At 64.1% G+C, this 19,398-nt stretch carries 18 protein-coding genes and 1 pseudogene; 10 read left to right on the forward strand and 9 right to left on the reverse strand.

Annotated elements, in window-relative coordinates; all coding sequences use genetic code 11:
* Window positions 1–10 precede the first annotated feature (10 nt).
* Window positions 11–400: a DUF1330 domain-containing protein gene (locus XH96_RS34320; protein ID WP_194389764.1), complete on the reverse strand. Its 390-nt coding sequence runs from the start codon at window positions 398–400 to the stop codon at window positions 11–13.
* A gap of 105 nt (window positions 401–505) precedes the next feature.
* On the opposite strand from XH96_RS34320, the gene XH96_RS34325 reads away from it, so the two are divergent.
* Window positions 506–1,441 (forward strand): DMT family transporter, encoded by a 936-nt coding sequence (locus tag XH96_RS34325; protein WP_194389765.1) that lies wholly within the window; start codon window positions 506–508, stop codon window positions 1,439–1,441.
* A 77-nt stretch (window positions 1,442–1,518) separates the two neighbouring features.
* Here the strand turns inward: XH96_RS34325 and XH96_RS34330 are convergent, their stop codons facing one another.
* A complete protein-coding gene (locus XH96_RS34330; RefSeq protein WP_194389766.1) occupies window positions 1,519–2,460 on the reverse strand; it encodes a transposase in 942 nt (313 codons plus the stop codon).
* Window positions 2,461–2,778: 318 nt separating this feature from the next.
* Between XH96_RS34330 and XH96_RS34335 the strand changes: the two genes are divergently transcribed.
* A complete protein-coding gene (locus tag XH96_RS34335; protein ID WP_194389767.1) occupies window positions 2,779–3,756 on the forward strand; it encodes a tripartite tricarboxylate transporter substrate binding protein in 978 nt (325 codons plus the stop codon).
* Window positions 3,757–3,858: 102 nt separating this feature from the next.
* On the opposite strand, the gene XH96_RS34340 is transcribed toward XH96_RS34335, so the two are convergent.
* Complete coding sequence (locus XH96_RS34340; protein ID WP_194389768.1) at window positions 3,859–5,544, reverse strand: methyl-accepting chemotaxis protein; 1,686 nt, start codon at window positions 5,542–5,544, stop codon at window positions 3,859–3,861.
* A 258-nt stretch (window positions 5,545–5,802) separates the two neighbouring features.
* Between XH96_RS34340 and XH96_RS34345 the strand changes: the two genes are divergently transcribed.
* The 7 genes and pseudogenes from XH96_RS34345 (at window position 5,803) to XH96_RS34370 (ending at window position 13,088) form a co-directional block, all read left to right on the forward strand.
* Entirely contained in the window at window positions 5,803–6,846 is a 1,044-nt protein-coding gene (locus XH96_RS34345; protein ID WP_194389769.1) for a C-terminal binding protein, read from the forward strand.
* Between the two features lie 86 nt (window positions 6,847–6,932).
* Window positions 6,933–8,285, forward strand: coding sequence for an ABC transporter substrate-binding protein (locus XH96_RS34350; RefSeq protein WP_194389770.1), 1,353 nt, complete (start codon window positions 6,933–6,935; stop codon window positions 8,283–8,285).
* Between the two features lie 174 nt (window positions 8,286–8,459).
* The gene (locus XH96_RS34355; RefSeq protein ID WP_194389771.1) at window positions 8,460–9,416 is read left to right on the forward strand and encodes a carbohydrate ABC transporter permease; all 957 of its coding nucleotides are present in this window, start codon (window positions 8,460–8,462) and stop codon (window positions 9,414–9,416) included.
* Window positions 9,409–10,305 (forward strand): carbohydrate ABC transporter permease, encoded by an 897-nt coding sequence (locus XH96_RS34360; protein ID WP_061880788.1) that lies wholly within the window; start codon window positions 9,409–9,411, stop codon window positions 10,303–10,305. The genes XH96_RS34355 and XH96_RS34360 overlap by 8 nt, the downstream gene beginning before the upstream one ends.
* 126 nt (window positions 10,306–10,431) lie before the next feature.
* Window positions 10,432–11,400, forward strand: coding sequence for an MBL fold metallo-hydrolase (locus XH96_RS34365; RefSeq protein WP_194389772.1), 969 nt, complete (start codon window positions 10,432–10,434; stop codon window positions 11,398–11,400).
* A gap of 13 nt (window positions 11,401–11,413) precedes the next feature.
* Window positions 11,414–11,572 (forward strand): annotated as a pseudogene (locus tag XH96_RS39585) (alpha/beta hydrolase); the annotation flags it as partial.
* 160 nt (window positions 11,573–11,732) lie between these two features.
* Window positions 11,733–13,088, forward strand: coding sequence for an esterase-like activity of phytase family protein (locus XH96_RS34370; protein WP_194389773.1), 1,356 nt, complete (start codon window positions 11,733–11,735; stop codon window positions 13,086–13,088).
* A gap of 421 nt (window positions 13,089–13,509) precedes the next feature.
* Here XH96_RS34370 and XH96_RS34375 read toward each other — a convergent pair whose 3' ends face one another.
* The 6 genes from XH96_RS34375 to XH96_RS34400 form a co-directional block, all read right to left on the reverse strand.
* Complete coding sequence (locus XH96_RS34375) at window positions 13,510–14,340, reverse strand: energy transducer TonB (RefSeq protein WP_194389774.1); 831 nt, start codon at window positions 14,338–14,340, stop codon at window positions 13,510–13,512.
* On the reverse strand, window positions 14,340–14,786 hold the full coding sequence (gene exbD, locus XH96_RS34380) for a TonB system transport protein ExbD (RefSeq protein WP_194389775.1): 447 nt from the start codon (window positions 14,784–14,786) through the stop codon (window positions 14,340–14,342). The genes XH96_RS34375 and exbD overlap by 1 nt, the downstream gene beginning before the upstream one ends.
* A gap of 3 nt (window positions 14,787–14,789) precedes the next feature.
* On the reverse strand, window positions 14,790–15,566 hold the full coding sequence (exbB, locus tag XH96_RS34385; protein WP_194389776.1) for a tonB-system energizer ExbB: 777 nt from the start codon (window positions 15,564–15,566) through the stop codon (window positions 14,790–14,792).
* Window positions 15,567–15,593: 27 nt separating this feature from the next.
* Window positions 15,594–16,109 (reverse strand): heme utilization cystosolic carrier protein HutX, encoded by a 516-nt coding sequence (hutX, locus tag XH96_RS34390; RefSeq protein WP_194389777.1) that lies wholly within the window; start codon window positions 16,107–16,109, stop codon window positions 15,594–15,596.
* Between the two features lie 30 nt (window positions 16,110–16,139).
* Entirely contained in the window at window positions 16,140–16,475 is a 336-nt protein-coding gene (locus XH96_RS34395; protein WP_194389778.1) for an antibiotic biosynthesis monooxygenase, read from the reverse strand.
* Window positions 16,476–16,573: 98 nt separating this feature from the next.
* Complete coding sequence (locus XH96_RS34400; protein ID WP_194389779.1) at window positions 16,574–18,922, reverse strand: TonB-dependent hemoglobin/transferrin/lactoferrin family receptor; 2,349 nt, start codon at window positions 18,920–18,922, stop codon at window positions 16,574–16,576.
* 263 nt (window positions 18,923–19,185) lie between these two features.
* On the opposite strand from XH96_RS34400, the gene XH96_RS39590 reads away from it, so the two are divergent.
* Window positions 19,186–19,392, forward strand: coding sequence for a hemin uptake protein HemP (locus XH96_RS39590; protein WP_246789877.1), 207 nt, complete (start codon window positions 19,186–19,188; stop codon window positions 19,390–19,392).
* Window positions 19,393–19,398 lie beyond the last annotated feature (6 nt).

Consider the following 19,398-nt stretch of genomic DNA (forward strand, 5'->3'; position numbering starts at 1 on the left):
GAGCTCCCCGCTATTTCATCTTGAATTTGCTGTAGGCTTCGCTCGTCGCGATGATCACGTGCTCGGCGCAGCCGTTGACGCGATGCGGATCGGCCTGCGTCTCGTAAGCCTCCGACGTCATCATGTCGAGGAAGGCCGCGACCGTCGGATAATAGACCAGCGCCACAAAGTCCCATTCGTTGCCGTCGTGCGGACCGAGCGCGACCGCCTTGGCCTCGCCGGTCCAGAGCAGCGTGCCGCCGCGTGCCCTGATCATCGGCACCGTGATCGCGCTGTAGCGAAGATAAGCGTCCCAGCCGGACCCGTCGCCGTCGCGCGAACGCGCATGGAAACGCATCAGGTTCAGCATCACCACCGGCGCCTGCGCATCGAGTTGCTCCAGGCCCACAATGTTCAACATATTGACCGCCAATGGCACCTCCTCGGGTCATGCCTGCATTGTAGCATTGCGGCCCTGTGACTTGTGTCACAACGACAATCCGGCGCAAGCTCGCATGCAACGCCAATGACGACCGCTTCGCCCGCGCCACCGGCCTCCAATCCGGCCAGCTGGCTCAACAACCAGCCTTATCTGCTGCTCAGCCTGACCTCGCTGTTCTGGGCCGGCAACATCGTGCTCGCACGCCATGTCGGCGCGCACGTGCCGCCGCTGACGGTGACCACGATCCGCTGGTACGGCGTATTCCTCATCCTGTTGCCGTTCGCCTGGCCGCATCTGAAGCGCGACTGGCCTGCCCTGCGCAAGAGCCTGCCGCTGATGCTGTTCCTGTCGCTGGTCGGCTTTGCCTTCAACAACGCGATCTCGTACTGGGCGATGCAATACACCGAGGCGCTGAACGCGCTTCTGATCCAGTCGGCGGGTCCCCTGTTCGTGGCGCTGTGGTCGCTGGTGCTGTTCGGCGTGCGGCTGACGGGCGCGCAGCTCGGCGGCATCGCGATCTCGCTTCTCGGCGTACTGATCATCATCCTTCGCGGCGATCTCGCCGCGCTCACGAGCATCAGCTTCAACAGGGGCGACATCATGTTCGCCTCCTCGCTGGTGGCGTTCGGCATCTACTCCGCCTTCATCCCGCGGCGGCCGAAGATCCATCAGCTCTCCTTCCTGTCCTTCACCACCTGCTGCGGCGCAACGATGCTGCTGCCGACGGCGATCTGGGAGGCCGCAAGCGGCCGCGTGCTGCAGTTCGACCTGATCACGCTGGCGACGCTGGGCTACATCCTGATCTTTCCCTCCACCCTTGCCTACCTCTTCTTCAACCGCGGAGTGGCGTTGATCGGGCCGAACCGGGCGGCGCCGTTCTTCCATCTGGTGCCGGTGTTCGGCTCGGCGATGGCGATCCTGCTGCTGGGCGAAAAGCTGCAAGCGTTTCACCTGATCGGCTACCTGCTGGTGCTCGCCGGCGTCGTGATCGCATCGCGCCAGGGCTCCGCGGTGAAGTAATTCCGCGTGACGGACGATGCGCTCGTGTCCCGGACAAGATGCAGCGCGCAAGCTCTGCATCGCAGAGCCGGCAACTGTTATGTTGATGGTGCGATTTTATAGGGTTTTCGGTCGCGCAGCATTGCGTTGAGGATGGTCAGCAGCTTCCTTGCGACAGCAATGAGGGCGAGCTTTGCTGGTTTGCCGGCCAGACGGAGCCGGTCATAGAAGATTTTGAAGTGATCGGCGCGACGAACGGCGTTGAGAGCAGCCATGTAGAGGGCGTCGCGGACGCGCTTTCGTCCGCCGCCGATCTTGCGCTTGCCACGATAAGCCCCGCTATCGACATTGAAGGGAGCCAGGCCGGCAAGAGCGGCCACCTCCTTTGGCCCGAGACGCCCAAGTTCGGGCATCTGGGTGAGGAGTTGCATGCAAGCGACGGGTCCCACGCCGGGCACCGAGCGCATCAACTGTGCATCATTGGCAAGCTCCGGTTCGGCTTTGACGAGCGCATGAATCTCAGTGTCGATTTCGGCGATCTCATCATTGAGGACCTCGATGAGGCGAGCGATGCGTTCCACCATGGCGCGGTCCTCGGCTTCGCTGCGGCGGTTCTTTTCCTGGGCCCTCATGGCAACCAGTTGGTCCCGCCGTTTTGCAAGCCTTGCCAAAGTGTTGCGAGCAGGCGTCGCGGCCTGCTCGGTGGCGGGCTTCATGGCGCGGGCAAAGGCCGCCAGCATCCGCGCATCGATCGGATCGGTCTTGGCGAGCTGGCCGCTGGCGCGGGCAAAGTCGCGGGCACGGGCCGGATTGATCCGGGCAAAGCGGATGCCGGCCCGATGCAGAGCCTCCCGAAGCTCGAGGTCATAGACCCCCGTAGCCTCGAAGACGATCAGCGCATCGCATCGCCAACGCGCCACCAGCTGTGTGATGGCCTGTGTCGCGTTGGCGATGCGTTCCGCTACGCCGATGGCCTCATCGAAAATATCAAGGTGATGTTTGGAGATGTCGATCCCGACGCAACGAGAGGATATGATCACGGTGCCTGTCCCTGTGATGCGAGGTCTGTTGACGCAGCCTCGTGCAACTGTTCAGGTTGATAGATGGAACGGGCGGGAGACCGAGCCGGCTCACGGCGTCAAGCGCCAAGGACCCAACGGCTTCCCGCCCACCATCATCATGCCAGACTTCCCAGACACAGGGACCCATTGTGCCGCGGCACGGGCCCCGGTTCAGCAGTGCATCACGCCGCGAAGGGCGGCGCGCTGCACTGCGCCCGGGGCACGAAACTCACGTCTTCCGATTTTGACCAAGAGAAGCTAGGTTCCCCGCCAACCAAAAAGAGGGAACGACCAAATATGATGTCAGCGTTGATTCGAAACCTGCGGACCGTCGGCGCGGCCGTACTTTGCCTCACTGCGGCATCCACCGCTCAGGCCGACAACTATCCGAGCCGCAACATCACGCTGGTGCTGCCGTTCGCGGCCGGCAGCGGCACCGACACCACGACGCGTCTGATCTCGCAGCATCTGTCGCAGGCGCTCGGCGTCGGCATCGTGATCGAGAACAAGGCCGGCGCCAACGGCATGCTCGCGGCGACCTATGTCGCGAAGGCCGCTCCCGACGGCTACACGCTGCTGGTGACGACCAACACCACGCATTCAGCCAATCCCTATCTGCTCAAGAGCCTCACCTACGACCCGGTCAAGGATTTCACCCCGATCGCGCGCACCGGCGACCTGCCGTTCATGCTGGTCATCAATCCGGAAGTGCCGGCCAAGTCCGTCGCCGAGCTCGTCGCCTACGGCAAGGCCAATCCGGGCAAGCTGAGCTACGCATCGGGCTCGTCGTCGGCGATCGTCTCGGGCGCGACCTTCGCGCACAATGCCGGGCTCGACCTCCTGCACGTGCCCTACAAGAGCTCGCCGCCGGCGCTCAACGACGTCATGGGCGGTCGCGTCTCGATGATGTTCGTGGACATCCTGACCGGCCTGCCGCACGTCAACGGCAACGCCCTGCGCGCACTCGCCGTCACCACCAAGGACCGCTCGCCGCTGGTGCCGCACCTGCCTTCGATGCAGGAGGCCGGCGTGCCCGACTTCGACATCTCGTCCTGGCAGGGCTATTTCGGGCCGGCCGGCATGCCGAAGGAGATCGTGACCCGGCTCAACACCGAGATCAGGAAGATCGTCGAGACTCCGGAGATCAAGGCCAAGCTCGCCACGCTCGGCATGGACGCCTTTTCCGGCACGCCGGAACAGCTCGGCACTTTCGTGAACGAGCAGCTGGTGCTGTGGGAGAAGCTGATCACCAACGCGAAGATCGAGAAGCAGTAGGACGGTCTCGTAGGGTGGGCAAAGCGCAGCGTGCCCACGAAAGAAAGAGGTGGGCACGACGCTTTCGCGTCTTTGCCCACCCTACGAATTCAGTGCAGGAATCTACGCCGCGCGCACCTTGGCGAGGAAGCCATCGACGGCGCTGCGCAATGCGCCGGACTGGTTGTCCAGCTCGCGGGCGTTGGAGAGCACGTCGGTGGCTGCGCTGCCGGTCGCTTCCGCGGCCGAGGTGACGCTGCCGATATGGGCGTTGATTTCGCTCGAGCCGGCCGCGACCGACTGGATGTTGCGGGCGATTTCGCGGGTCGCCTCGCCCTGCTGCTCGATCGACGCGGAAATGCCCGCGGTGATCTCGCTCATCTCGGCGATGGTCTGGGTGATGCCGGAGATGGCCGTGACCGCGTCGCTGGTCGAGGTCTGCATCGCCGCGACCTGCGCGGAGATCTCCTCGGTCGCCTTGGCCGTCTGGTTGGCGAGCGCCTTGACCTCGGAGGCGACGACCGCGAAGCCGCGGCCGGATTCACCGGCACGTGCCGCCTCGATGGTGGCATTGAGCGCGAGCAGGTTGGTCTGCGCGGCGATCGAATGGATCAGCTTGACCACTTCGCCGATCTTCTCGGCGCCGGTCGAGAGCACCTGCACGGTGGCGTTGGTGCGCTCGGCGTCGCTGACGGCGCGGCTCGCGACCTCGGTCGAGCGGGTGACCTGGCGGGAGATTTCCGCAACCGAGCTCGACAGCTCTTCGGCGGCCGCCGCGACCGTGCCGACATTGCCGGAGGCCTTTTGCGAGGCAGCGCCGACCGTCGCGGCACGCGAGGAGGCGTCGCTGGCGGTTGCAGTCATCGACTGCGCCGTCGTCTGCATGCCGGCGGCGGCCGAGGAGACCGAGCGGACGATGCCGTTGACGCTGCGTTCGAAGTCGTTGGCGATGTCCTCCATAGCGCTGCGACGTTCCGCCGCGGCACGGTCCTTGGCATCGGCCTCGGCTTGCTCGATCTCGCGGATGCGAACCGCATTGTCCTTGAAGATCTGCACGGTCGAAGCCATCGCGCCGACCTCGTCGCCGCGGCCGACGCCCGGAATATCGCCCTCGAGCTTGCCGTCGGCGAGGTCCTTCATGCGGGCGCCGAGCAGCGCCAGCGGGCGGCTGATGCCGCGACCGATCAGCCAGGCGACGCCGCCGGCAACGATGACGATGCCGAGCATTGCAATGCCGAGCATCCAGTAGACCGGCCCCATCTTGGCATCGATGTCGTCGAGATAGGCGCCGGTGCCGAGATACATGTCGAGGCCGGGCACCGCGACCGCGTAACCGATCTTGCGGATCGGCTTCTCCTGACCGGGCTTCACATATTCATAATGCAGCAGGATCGACCCGTTGGCCTTGACGCCGTCCATCAGCTCGACCGACAGCTTGCGGCCGTTGGTCATGACGTCCATGCGGTTCGCGCCGATCACCTTCGGATCGGGCGCGAGCTGGGTGATGCCGTCGTATGAGGTGCCGAACAGGTAACCGGCGCCGTTGTCATAGGTCATCGCGTTGCCGTAGCGGCGAAGCTCGGCCATCGCCGCGTCCTTCGTCATCTCGCCGGCGTCGACGCGCTTCTTGAGCGCGGCAGCGTAGTTGCGCGCCATCTCCACGATCGCCTTGGCCTGGTCGATGCGCGCGCTCACCATCTCCTGCTTCATCAGGTAGCCGGCGAGGACGCCGGAGATGCAGAGACCCAACAGCGTGACGCCGACGAGAATGCCGAGCTTCGGGGCGATCTTCAGATTGCTCAATTTCACGGGTTGCTCCGGCAATGATGGGATACGGGCGCGCGACGAGAACGACTAAAATCGAATCAACTTTTAGTGCGGGAGCCCTTAGCAACTTACTTACGTGCCTCCGTAGAAACCCGGACGCAGTCGCCGGAAGCGGCAGATTTATCTCCTCCGGCAACCGTGAATTGTACGCGACGGCATCGATTTCGCGTAAAAGACGCACAGGCCTGTCCCCGGAGGCGGGTCACAACAAGAACCGACAAACCAAATCGGGAGCGGAAAATGCCGAAATACAGGGTGGTGACGCCGAAGGGTGCGAGCTTCACCGTCGCGGGCAGCGATTACTCCTATGAGCGCGAGGCGCTCGATCCGATCGATGCCGAGATCGTCGAGGCGCCCGCCGACGAGGCCGGGTTCATCGCCGCCGCGAAGAATGCCGACGCCATCTACGCCAAGGGCATCCCGATCACCAAGTCGATCATCGACGCGCTCGAGAGCTGCAAGGTCATCACGCTCGGTTCGGTCGGCGTCGACAGTGTCGATGTCAAGGCCGCCACCGCGCGCGGCATTCCCGTCACCAACATCCCCGACACCTTCATCGAGGAGGTTGCCGACCACGCCATGATGCTGCTGCTCGCGGGCTTCCGTCGCCTGGTCGAGCAGGACAGGATGGTGCGGAGCGGCCGCTGGGCCGAGGGCCGCCCGGCACTGCTCAAGGTCCCGAGGCTGATGGGCCAGACGCTCGGCTTCATCTCGTTCGGCCGCGTCGCACGTGCAGTTGCGAAGCGCGCGGCGCCGTTCGGCCTGCGCATGATGGCCTATGATCCGTTCATCCAGGAAACCCTGATGTACGACCACGGCGTGATCCCGGCGACGCTGAACGAGGTGCTGTCGCAATCCGACTTCGTGTCGATGCATGCCCCGGCCCGCCCCGAGGTGCATCACATGCTGACGGAGAAGCACTTCCGGCAGATGAAGAAGGGCTCGATCTTCATCAACACCGGTCGCGGCGCCACCGTGGACGAGGAGAGCCTGATCAAGGCGTTGCAAGAGGGCTGGATCGCGCACGCCGCCCTCGACGTTCTGGAGAAGGAACCGCCCTCGCACAACAATCCGCTGCTCGGCATGGAGAATGTGACCCTGACCGCCCATGTGGCCTCGGCCTCGGCACGGTTCGACGAGGCGCGCAAGCGCCGCGTGGGCTACGAATTGTCACTGGTGCTCCAGGGCATGTGGCCGGTAAGCTGCGTCAATCCGTCGGTGCTGCAGAACACCGCGCTCCGCCGCTGGCAGCCCGTCAGCATGGACCGCGGACCGAACAGCTAGGCGGCCGGCGTAGAACGCGCCGACGACCGAAACGGCCCTTCACCGGCGATCAACGCCGGGAAGGGAGACATCATAGGGAGGAACCGATGAGGAACGACATCACACGTCGTGACGCCTTGGCGCTGGGCCTGTCCGCTGCAACGCTCGCGGCCACCGGTGCTGCAGCGCAAACACAATCGTCGACGATCAAGGCCGCCGACGTGCCGGCACCCAAGCGCGACATCGAAAAGGGCGCATCCTTGCGCATGCTGCGCCCGGTGCGCTTCGTCCAGGCCGACGAGGACGTGTTCCGCGCCAACGCGGCGAAGTTCACCAAGGAGACCGGAGTCGAGATCAAGGTCGACTTCGTCGGCTGGGAAGACATCAACCAGCAGACCGCCGTGACCGCCAATTCCGGGGCCGGTCCCGACATCATCATCGGCTTCTCGGATGCGCCGCACATCTACATCGACAAGCTGATCGAGCTGACCGACGTCGCCGACTATGTCGGCAAGAAGTATGGCGGCTGGCTGCCGCTGGCGCAGCGCTACGGCAAGAAGAACAAGAGCGACGCCTGGATCGGACTACCGTTCGGTGCCACAGCGGGCCCCCTGATCTACCGCAAGTCGATCCTGCAATCGGTCGGCTTCGACAAGGTGCCGGAGGACCATGCCGGGATTCTCGACCTGTGCCAGAAGCTGCACAAGGCCGGCAAGCCGGCCGGCTTCGCGCTCGGCAACGCCAAGGGCGACGGCAACGGCTTCGCCAACTGGGCGCTATGGTCGCACAACGGCTCCCTGCTCGACGAGGAAGGCAACGTCGTCATCAATAGCAAGGAGACGATCGCCGCGCTGAACTGGGTCAAGCAGCTGTACCCGACCTTCATCGCCGGCACGCCGTCGTGGAACGACGTCAGCAACAACCGCGCCTACTCCTCGCAGGAGATCTCGCTGACCGCGAACGGCGTCTCGCTGTACTTCTCGCTGAAGAACGACCCGGCGACCAAGGCGATTGCCGAGGACAGCGAGCATCAGCTGCTGCCTAAGGGTGTTGCGAAGATCTCGCCCATGGCGGGCCTGACCCTGAATGCCATGGTGTTCAAGCACAGCCAGTACCCCAACGCCGCCAAGGCTTTTCTGCAATACATGCTGGAAAAGGACCAGTACGAGCCGTGGCTCAATGCCAACTCCGGCTACTGGTCCCAGCCGCTGGCCGCCTATGCCGAAGCCGCCGTGTGGTCGCAGGATCCCAAGGTGAAGCTGTTCAAGGACACCATGAACAGCACTTATTATGACGGCTACAAGGGCCCGATCTCGACGGCGACGGGTGCCGTCAGCGCCGACTACGTGCTGATCCAGATGTTCGCGTCCGTCGCAACCGGCGCTGCCACTCCGGAGGCCGCCGCAGCAGAGGCCGAGCAGCGCTGCAAGCGGTACTTCCGGCGGCAAGCGGCGAAGTAACGCCCGATAACGCGGCTGTCATTGCGAGGAGCAATGACAAGCCGTCATTCCGGGATGGTGCGCAACCACCAGACCTCAGGTGCGCAAATGCGCACCGGGAAATCTCGAGATTCCGGGTTCGATTCTGCGCATCGCCCCGGAATGACCTTGGAGCCCCGAAAAGACAAAGGTCCGATGTCCGTAACCGCACTTTCAACCCACGGCGCAATAGCCCGGCAACCCTCCTGGCTGGTCCGCCTATTCGACTACAAGCCGTTCCTGATCGTGATGTGCCTCGCGCCCGCGATCGGGCTGCTCACCGTGTTCCTGACCTATCCGCTCGGACTCGGCATCTGGCTCGCCTTCACCGACACCACGATCGGCCGGCGCGGCACCTATGTCGGCCTGGAAAACTTCCAGTATCTGCTCACCGATCCCTTGTGGTGGAACGCAGTATTCTACAGCGTGGTCTATACGGGAGTCGCGACCTTCGGGAAGTTCGCGCTCGGCTTCTGGCTGGCGCTCCTGCTCAACAATCATTTTCCGTTCAAGAGCCTCTTGCGTGCGATCATCCTGCTGCCGTGGATCGTGCCGACGGTGCTCTCGGCGCTGGCATTCTGGTGGATCTACGATCCGCAGTTCTCGATCATTTCCTACCTTTTGGTCGACGTGCTGCACTGGCGGTCGAGCAATATCGACTTCCTCGGCTCGCCCTGGCCGGCGCGCTTCTCGCTGATCGCCGCCAACATCTGGCGCGGCATTCCCTTCGTCGCGATCTCGCTGCTGGCGGGCCTGCAGACCATCTCGCCCTCGCTCTACGAGGCCGCGATGCTCGACGGTGCCAGCGCCTGGCAGCGCTTCCGCTACATCACCTTCCCGATGATGATGCCGATCCTCGCCATCGTCATGACCTTCTCGATCATCTTCACCTTCACTGACTTCCAGCTGGTCTACGCCATCACCCGCGGCGGCCCGGTGAACTCGACGCATCTGCTGGCGACGCTGGCTTTCCAGCGCGGCATCGCCGGCGGCGAGCTCGGCGAAGGCGCGGCGATCGCGGTTTCGATGATCCCGTTCCTGGTGTTCGCGACGCTGTTCTCCTATTTCGGCCTGGCGCGCCGCAAATGGCAGCAGGGAGAGGCCAATGACTGACACCGTCGCGCAACCGACCGCGGACGCCAAAGCCGCGCCCGACACCATGGCCTGGGATTCCGGGCTGCGGCGGCTGATGATGATCTACCTGCCGCTCGGCTGCTTCGTGCTGATCCTCCTGTTTCCGTTCTACTGGATGGCGATCACCTCGTTCAAGCCGAACGCGGAGTTGATGAACTACAAGGACAACAACCCGTTCTGGATCTCCTCGCCGACGCTCGCCCACATCAAGCACCTGCTGTTCAACACCGCCTATCCGCGCTGGCTGACGACGACGATGCTGGTCGCGGTCGGCTCGACCACGCTGTCGCTGATCGCAAGCACGCTGGCCGCCTACGCCATCGAACGGCTGCGCTTCCGCGGCAGTCCCTATGTCGGCCTCGGCATCTATCTCGCCTATCTGGTGCCGCCGTCGATCCTGTTCATTCCGCTCGCCACCGTCGTGGTGCAGTTCGGCCTGTTCGACTCGCCGCTTGCCCTGATCCTGGTCTATCCGACCTTCCTGGTGCCGTTCTGCACCTGGCTCCTGATCGGCTATTTCAAGTCGATCCCCTACGAGCTCGAGGAATGCGCGCTCGTGGACGGTGCGACACGGCTCCAGATCCTGCGACGGATCACGCTGCCGCTCGCGGTGCCCGGCCTGATCTCGGCCGGCATCTTCTCCTTCACGCTGTCCTGGAACGAGTTCATCTACGCACTCGCCTTCATCCAGAGCGGCGCCAACAAGACGGTGCCGGTCGCGATCCTGACCGAGCTCGTCACCGGCGACGTCTATCAGTGGGGCGCGCTGATGGCGGGGTCGCTGCTCGGCTCGCTGCCGGTCGCGATCTTCTACTCGCTGTTCGTGGATTACTACGTCTCGTCGCTGACCGGCGCGGTGAAGGAATAGCTGGCCGCCTCGCACGAACGATCGTGCTATCGTGATAGATCGCATGCCTGCTCCGATGCTACCTGCTGGACCGGCGGCGGGGGAGCGTTGGCGTTATCGATACTCGCTCCGGAAAGCGAGGATTTCATGGGATCGCCAGAGCTCCCCTCAATGTCCCGACGAGGCTTTTGCCTGTGCTGCGTCGGCGGTGCTTTCGCGGCCACGACAGGCTGGCTTACGCCGAGGCAGGCATATGCCGAGGCCCGCGGTATCGTCAGCCTGATCAAGGACAGTGCTGCGACATCCCCGATCACGACCTACAAGCTGCGCAACAACATCAGCGTGCTCGAAGGGTCCGGCGGCAATATCGCGGTGCTGACGGGCCCGGACGGAAAGCTGCTGGTCGACGCCGGCATCGGCGTCTCGCGCCCTCAACTCAGCAAGGCCCTCGCCGAGCTCGGCGGCGAGCCGGTTGCGCATCTGATCAACACGCATTGGCACTTCGACCATGCCGACGGCAATGAATGGCTGCACGCGGCCGGCGCGAAGATCATCGCACACGAAAATACCCGCAAGCACCTGTCCGTCGTTCAACGGGTCGAGGATTGGGACTACAACTTCCTCGCCTCGCCCGCCAGCGCGCTCCCGGCCGAGGTTTTTGACAAGGAGCGTCAGCTCAAGCTCAACGGCGCGTCGATCGCGCTGAAATATTACGGGCCGGCACATACCGACAGCGACGTCTCGGTCATGTTTGGCGAGGCCAACGTCCTGCACGCGGGCGACACCTTTTGGAACGGCATCTATCCGTTCATCGACTATTCCACCGGCGGCAGCATTGACGGCATGATCGCGGCGTCCGACGCCAATCTGGCGGTCGCCAAGAGCGATACCATCATCATCCCCGGTCACGGCAAGCCGGTCAGCAACAAGGCCGAGCTCCAGGGATTCCGCGACATGCTGGTCGCGATCAGGGACAACGTCGGCAATCTCAAGAAGCAGGGACGGACGCGGGACGAAGCGGTTGCCGCCAAACCTACTGCCGCGTTCGACGCAAAGTTCGGCCAGTTCCTCGTCGATCCCGGCTACTTCACGAGGCTGGTCTACGAGGGCGTGTAGAACGCTCCACCGCAACGCCTACGACGAAGGACTGAAGGAGTTCTGGAATCCGATCAAGAAATACTGGGCCGACGGGTCAGACAGCAGCCGCCAGGCACTGATGAAGCTGCTGACCCTGGAGACGACCAAATTCCAGTACACCGACGGCATGTCCGCGATTTCCTCGCTCGCAAGATTGTCTGAGGCGCAACGAGATCGGATCACGCGTCACCGAACCCGATTCCGATCTCCTCGCCGCCAAACAATAGCCGGCCCTGCGGCCTTTGGCCCGGCTTCACAAAACTGCAATGTGCCGTCCGCATAAGGCATGCGTCCACCAACAGGAGACGCACATGCGCGCGACCCTTCTCAGCACCGTCGCAACGATCATTCTCACCGCCAGTTCTGCGCTGGCGCAGAGCGAAGGCGAATTCCCCGCCAAGCTCGCCGGCCACGTGGTGATGCCGGCCAGCTCGTTCATCGACGCGCCGGCTGACGCACCCGCCGATCTCAAGACCGCAGGCAAATATACCACCGGCAAGCGGGTCGACGCGCTTGGCACCGTCATGGGCAAGTCCTACGAGCGACCGACCGGCGTGTCGCTGCCGTTCAAGGGCCAGCCGCTCCAGGGGCATTCGGGCATCAAGACCATGCCCGACGGCAGCTTCTGGGTCATCACCGACAACGGCATGGGCGCGCGCGCCAACTCACCGGACTCGATGCTGTACCTGAACCGCTACAAGATGGATTGGGCGAGCGGCAAGATCAAGCGACAGGAAACCATCTTCCTGCACGATCCCGACAAGAAGGTGCCCTTCCGCATCGTGCATGAGGATAGCCCGAAGCGCTATCTCACCGGCTCCGATTTCGACACTGAAGGCTTCCAGATCGTCGGCGACACCTTCTGGATCGGAGACGAGTTCGGCCCCTATATCCTGAAGGCCGACAAGTCGGGCAAGATCCTCGGCGTGTTCGACACGGTCGCCGACGGCAAGCCGGTGCGCTCGCCGGACAATTGGGCCGTCGCGACGCCGGGTGCGCCGGGCGCGACCTACACCAACGTCAATCTCCGCCGCTCCAAGGGCTATGAGGGCTTCGCCGCGTCGAAAGACGGCAAGTTCCTCTATGGCCTGCTCGAAGGACCGCTGTGGGATGCCGAGAAGAAGGACTGGGAGAAGGTCGACGGCAAGGAAGCCGCCCGCATCCTCGAATTCGACGTCGCCGCGGAGAAGTTCACCGGCCGCTATTGGCAGTATGTGTTCGAGCAGAACGGCAACGCCATCGGCGACTTCAACATGATCGATCAGGCCTCCGGCCTCATCATCGAGCGCGACAACGGCGAAGGCACCGCCGACAAGGCCTGCCCGCAAGGCACCCGCGGCGAGAACTGCTTCCCTGACCTCGCCAAGTTCAAACGCGTCTACAAGATCGAGCTCACCGACGCCAATGTCGGCAAGCCCGTGCGCAAGATTGGCTATATCGATCTGATGAAGATCAGGGATCCCGACAAGAAGGCGCGCAAGCCGCTCAATGACGGCGTCTACACCTTCCCGTTCTTCACCATCGAGAACGTCGATCGCGTCGACGACACCCATATCATCGTCGGCAACGACAACAACCTGCCGTTCTCCTCCAGCCGCGATCCCAACAAGGCCGACGACAACGAGTTCGTGCTGCTCGAGGTCGCGGATTTCCTGAAGGCGAAGTAGGACGAGTTCTCTCGTCTCCTCTCCCCACTTGCGGCAGGGCAATCGCATTTGAATATTGCAGAGATCGTCATGCCCGGGCTTGTCCCGGGCATCCACGTTCTTTGTGCTGCGTGGACAGGCGTGGATGGCCGGGACAAGCCCAGCCATGACGCTGCGGAGACAGACGGTGCCCATAGCCACATCTCATATGCGATAGCCCTGCCACTTGCGGGGAGAGGGTTGGAAATGACAGCGGCCTCATCCTCCGTCATTGCGAGCGCAGCGACGCAATCCAGAACCTATCCGCGGAGACAGTCTGGATTGCTTCGCTACGCTCGCAATGACGGGGATAGAGCTTCAGTCCCACCTCTCAATGAGGTCGCGGAGACAACCCCTCGCACCCCTTACACGTCAGACCGTGAATGGCTGCGAGCGAGCATCCTCACCTCACCGTAAACTCCACCGGGATCGTAAAACTCATCGAACCGGTCTTGATCTCGTCCGGCATCGGCGGGAACGGCGAGGCCTGGCGGATCATCGCCATGGCCTGGGCATCGAAGGCCGCGACGCCGGACGAGCCGCCGAGGCGGCTGGACGTGACTTGCCCGCTGCGGCTGAGGGTGAAGCTCAGCCTCGCGACGCCGCGCTGGCCGCCCCCACCTGACGGATATTGGTGGAAACGCATCAGATGCGCCCGGACGCGTTGATTGTAGGATGCAATCGCGGAGGCCGTCGCACCCGCACTCATGGCGGATGACATCGGCGCCTCGCGCTCGGCGCGCGGCGGCGCACTGGTGCGCGGCGCGGGCGTCGCTTCCGACGGCTTCTTCGCCTCGCGGCGAACCACCTTCGGCTTCGCTGGAGCGGGCTTTTCGACCGGCGCGATCTTCGCCGGCTCGGGCCTGGCCGGCGTCGGCTCAAGCTTCTGCTCCGGTGGCGCGACCACGTCCGGCTGCTCCTGCGGCGGTGTCGGCGCGATGGTTTCCTCGACGGCCTGCTGCTGGACGGGTTCCGGCGGCGAGGCGTCGGCCTCTTGCATGACTGGCCCCGGGGCGAGGACGTCCTGCGTCGGCTGCGGCGCCGAGGTCACCGGGGCCATGTCGATCATGATCGCCGGCAGGCTGACGCCCTGCTCGGGCTGCGACTTGAGCCAGTTCGCCGCAAGCAGCGCGGCAGCCACGTGCAACGCCACGATCACGGCCGCCGAGACACCCCAGCGTGCGCCCTCGCGCTCGCCGAGCGGCTCGTGCAGGGCGAAGGCGTTCGCGGCCATCAGCTGCGTCCGTCGAGGCCGACGAGGGCGACCTTGAGATAGCCGGCATTGCGCAAGGTGTTCATCACCTCCATCAGGTCGCCATAGGAAACGGCCTTGTCGGCGCGCAGATAAATGCGCTCGTCCTTGCGGCCCTTGGTGGCGGCATCGAGCGCGCCGCTGAGCGCGTCGCGACCCACGATATCCTCACCCACCACGATCGAAAGATCCGGCTTGACGGTGACGAAGACCGGCTTGTCGGGCCGCGGCGCCGGTTCGGCCGCGGTGGCCGGCAGATCGACGCCGATGTCGACGGTGGCGAGTGGAGCCGCCACCATGAAGATGATCAGGAGCACCAGCATCACGTCGATGAACGGCGTGACATTGATCTCGTGGGTGACGTCGAGATCGCCGGGGTCACCGCGCTTGAGCGCCGATGGCGAACCTGCGCCGAGCTTGGTGGCCATGGCCTACTCCGCAGCCCGCGCCAGGCGGAGATGGCCGTGGTCGCGCTGGCGGCTCACCAGCAGCATGAGCTGCGCCGAGGCGTCGCCGAGCAGGGCGCGGTAATTGGCAATGCCGCGGACGAGATGATTGTAGATCACGACCGCCGGAATCGCGGCAACGAGACCGAGGGCGGTCGCGAGCAACGCTTCCGCAATGCCGGGCGCGACGACCGCAAGACTGGTGGTGTGGCTCTCGGAGATGCCGATGAAGGAATTCATGATGCCCCAGACGGTGCCGAACAGGCCGACGAACGGCGCGGTGGCGCCGATGCTCGCGAGCACGCCGGTGCCGCGCGCGATCTGCCGCGACATCGCCGCCTCGACCCGCTCCAGCCGTAGCGCCACCCGCTCCTGCAGGCCGTCGTCGAGGATGCCGCCGGAGAGTTCCGCTTCCCTGGCGCAGGACTGGATCAGTTGGGCGACCGCGTCGCGCGCGTCGCCGGCCCTTGCGGATGCCTCGGCCAGCGTCATGTTGCCCTCGAGGGCGCGCGTCCGCCGCAGGGCGAGCGAGCCCTTGCGGCGCAGCTCGATGGTCTTGGCGAGCCACACCGTCCACGTCACCAGCGAGGCGATGGCGAGCCCGACCATCACCGTCTTCACGATGATGTCGGCGCCGACGAACATGCCCCAGGGCGACAGATTGCGCGGCAACAGGGCTTCGTCGATCGCGAAGGCCGGTGCCGGCGCGAGCGCCAGCGCGATGGCTAGGATTGCATGCCGAAGCCTGGAATTGTGCTGCATCCCGATCTCCCGTCAGGTTGAAACGAGCTACGCCTCTGGGGCGGCCGCGATCCGTTCCGCAAGTTGCCGAAACCGCGCCAACTGGTCTCCGCGAAGCGCCCGGGTTTCGTCCCGGCCGACAAACACCTTGAACATGATGCCGCCATCGGCGTTGACGAAGGCGACGAAGGCGGAGGTCTTGCCCATGAAGGGGCGTTCGACGAAGGCAACGGCCGCGCACCGCTCGTGGCGGAGATGGCCGTGCAGTCCCTTCGGCTGCATCAGGTTGAAATAGCCGCGGCCGATCTCGCCCGCGGGAATTGGGCCGGTGAACTCGAAGATCGCATCATCCGTGTGCACGATCAGCGTGACCTCACCCCATTCCGCAATGTCCTGCATGACGGCAGCAAAGTGCCCGCCGCCCCCGATGCGCATCATGGGAGACGGCAGCGCCTCGATCACCGCGCGCGGGGTGACCTTGCGCTCGCGCGCAACGTCCTCGATCACGGCACCGGGATTGTCGGCCATATACGCCTTGAGATCGGTGAGATCGGTGCTCGGCATGTCCGGCTCCCTTTCGTGATCGGCCGCGACCTAGGCCGCCGCGCTCGCCTTGCGCTCGGTCATGATGACCTCGAACCCCTCGAACCTGGGATGACCGAGATAGAGGCTCTCGCCGGTCTTGTTGTCGGCGCGCGCATGGGCGCGGCGGAATTCCTCCGAACGCGTCCAGGCCTCGAAGGCCGCCTTGTCGATCCACACCGTGTGCGAGGAGTACAGCGTGTGGTCCTCGGCGACCGGCCCCTTGAGCAGATGGAATTCGACGAAACCCGCCATGCTGCCGAGATAGGACTCGCGCGTCCGCCAGACGGTTTCGAACGCGGCTTCCGAGCCGGGCTTCACCTGAAAGCGATTCATAGCGATGAACATAACGGTCTCTCCTTGCTATCAAGACGAAAACGCACCGAAGCCGCGCTGGAGCATCAGCGCGGCCCGGCGGAGGTTGTGGAACTGCGGCGCCGGTCGGCTTACGCACCTCCAAAGTGGATCTTCATGCCGGCCTTGTAGACCCTGCCCGGTCCGGGGCTCGACCACAGCACGTCGTTCTGCGAGGTGCCGTCAGTCGAGCTGCCGGGAACGGCGTAAGGCCGGTAGTACTGGTTCAAGAGATTGTCGATCGACGCCGTGAACACGATGTCCTTGGTCGCGTTGTAGGTCAGGTACAGGTTGACCAATTCGTAGCCGGTCGCGGGCAGATAGCCGGCGGGCACGTCGTTGTTGGCGCCGAACGAGGCCCACTGCGCCGACAGGATCAGCGTGCGATCGAGCAGGCGGACACCGCCGGTCGTGACGACCTTGCGTGGGGTGATGGTTGCGAGCCCGATATTGGTGGCGACGTTCTTGCCCTGGATGTAGTGCCCGGCGACGCCGATGAACCAGTCGCCGGCATCGTACATCGTCTCAGCCTCGAAGCCCTGGATGCGAGCATTGGCGATGTTCTGATACTGGTAGTACTGACTGAACGAGCCGAACCCGGTCGGCACCGGCGTCGAGGCAACGAGGTCGATGTAGTCGCTGACATCGTTGCGGAAGAGATTGATCTTGCCGCGGAAGGAGTCGTTGGCGCTGAAGATGTTGTCGTATTTCAGGTTGAAGCCCACTTCCTTGTTCTTGCCGACCTCTGGACGGAGGCTCGGGTTCGGCAGGAAGCAGAACAGTCCCACCGTGCCGTTCGGGCAGACGAAGAAGGCCGGTCCGCCACCCGTCGCATGTGCGCCGGAAATCACCGTCTCGGTGATCGATGGCGCACGATAGCCTTCGGCGTAGCTGACATAGGGCTGGAAGCCCGGAACCGGCGTGACGCCAAGAGTGATCTTCGGCGAGAAGCGGTCGCCGCCGGCGCTGGTCCTGCCGGAATCAAGGTCGTAGCGGTCATAGCGGATCGCGCTCACCGCCTCGAACCAAGTACCGTAGTTCTGCTTCAGCTGAAGGAAACCGCCCGACACGGTGCGAATGCCGCTCGGCGTCGTGATGTTGGAATTGCCGCGGCTGTCGGTCGTGATCACGTCGTCCTGGAAGGCGTCGATGCCCCAGGTGACGGCGTTGCGCCAGTCGCCCACGTTGAAGCGCGTGGTGTTGTTGACGTCGATGCCGTAGGTATCGAGGACATAGCCGCGCTTGTCGCCGACACAGCCCGAAATGTTGTTGCCGAAATTGCCCGTCCCGCAATAGGCGCCGCCGGACGTGGAATAGTGATAGGTCTTGGTCTGGTCGTTGTCGACGCGATTGCCATAGATCGACATGTGCCAGTCGAACAGATTGTCGCTCGGCAGCGAATAGTTCCAGGTGATGGTCCCGGTGTAGTTCTTCGCATCGGAAGCGTAGACCGACGAGCCCTGATAGAGCGCGCGCTGAGCCGCCGTTGCCACCGGACCGCGGTTGAACTGGCCGATATCGTATTGATAGTCCTGGAAGACGGCGCCGAACTTGACCTCGTGACCGAGGGCCGGCCGCACCGTGAGCTTCATCAACCCGGCCTCGACCTGGTTGCCGGTGTTGCCGATCTCGGTGCCGTTGCCGTCCTTGTAATTGCCTTGGGTGCGGTAGACCGCGCCGCCGAAGACATCGACGTCGGGTGTGGCACGCACGCCCCCGAACACCGAGCCGAGGCCGCGATTGTTGTTGGAGCCGTAGGATCCCGAGAGGTCGACGCCCCAGCGCTCGCCGGGGCGCAGCACGTCGTTGATGTCCTTGGTGCGGAACGAGACCAGGCCGCCGATCGCGCCGGAGCCGTAGATGTTGGCGGTCGGTCCGCGCACGACGTCGACCCCGCCGATCAATTCAGGATCGAGGAAGAAGGAGCCGTTGGCGTTGTGGCCGGTGCGCTGGTAGTTCTGCCGCGCGCCATCGACGACGACCGCGACGCGCCCGAAATCCTGCAAGCCGCGAATGTTGATGACGGTCGCGGGATCGTCGCCGCGCTCCTGAAACGACACGCCGGGAATGGCGTAGAAGATGTCCGACAGGCGGTTCGGCTGGAGTCCCTGAATCTTGTCCAGCGAAATCGAGCTGACGGGCGCGAGCGCATCGATCGCCCGCTCCGGGGTCTTGGTCGCCGCGACCGTGATGGTATCGAGCGTCTGCACCGGCGCCGTACCGCCCGCTTGCGCGTGCGCATTCATGACGTCGGGCGTTGCCTGCTGCGCCGCCTGCGGCTTGGCCGGCTTGCGCTTTGCCTGCTTCGACCGCTCCGACGAGGCACTTTCGGCTTGCGGCGATGCGGTCTGCGCGAGACTGCTCTCCGTCACCCATGCTGCAATTGAAACCACCGACGCGCCCAAAATCAGGGCGCGCGAATACCTAGCCCCGTCAGCCATATCAGCCCCAGCCTGCACTTCGCTTTAATTTTGAAGTCTCTTGGCTGGCGCGCGTTCGCAACGCGAACGACTGGCTGGCTGATCTTCTCAAACCGCGGGGACGTCACCCCGTTGCCACAATTGGTAACGTGGCAACACTCTGACGGTCAATGACACCTGATTGCAGTTTATATCGATTGTAAATTGGGGCCGTTGGAATGCGCCTCGCGCCGCTTATACAGGACAAGCTAGATCTGAAATTTCGAAGGCGCACCACGACGACAATGTCAGCAGCATCTGGAGACAGCGGCGGCGGCGCGGCGGGTCCGACAGGACGCCCTTCTGCCGCAACGAGAACCCTCACCATGCGAGGGAGCCGGATCGACAGCCGCGAGCTGTTTGCGGCCGAGCGCGAGATCATCATCGCGCATGGCGAGGACAGCTATCGCCTGCGCCTGACCTCGCAGAACAAGCTGATCCTGACGAAGTGAAACGCA

Source organism: Bradyrhizobium sp. CCBAU 51765, from assembly GCF_015291725.1.
Lineage (GTDB): Bacteria > Pseudomonadota > Alphaproteobacteria > Rhizobiales > Xanthobacteraceae > Bradyrhizobium > Bradyrhizobium liaoningense.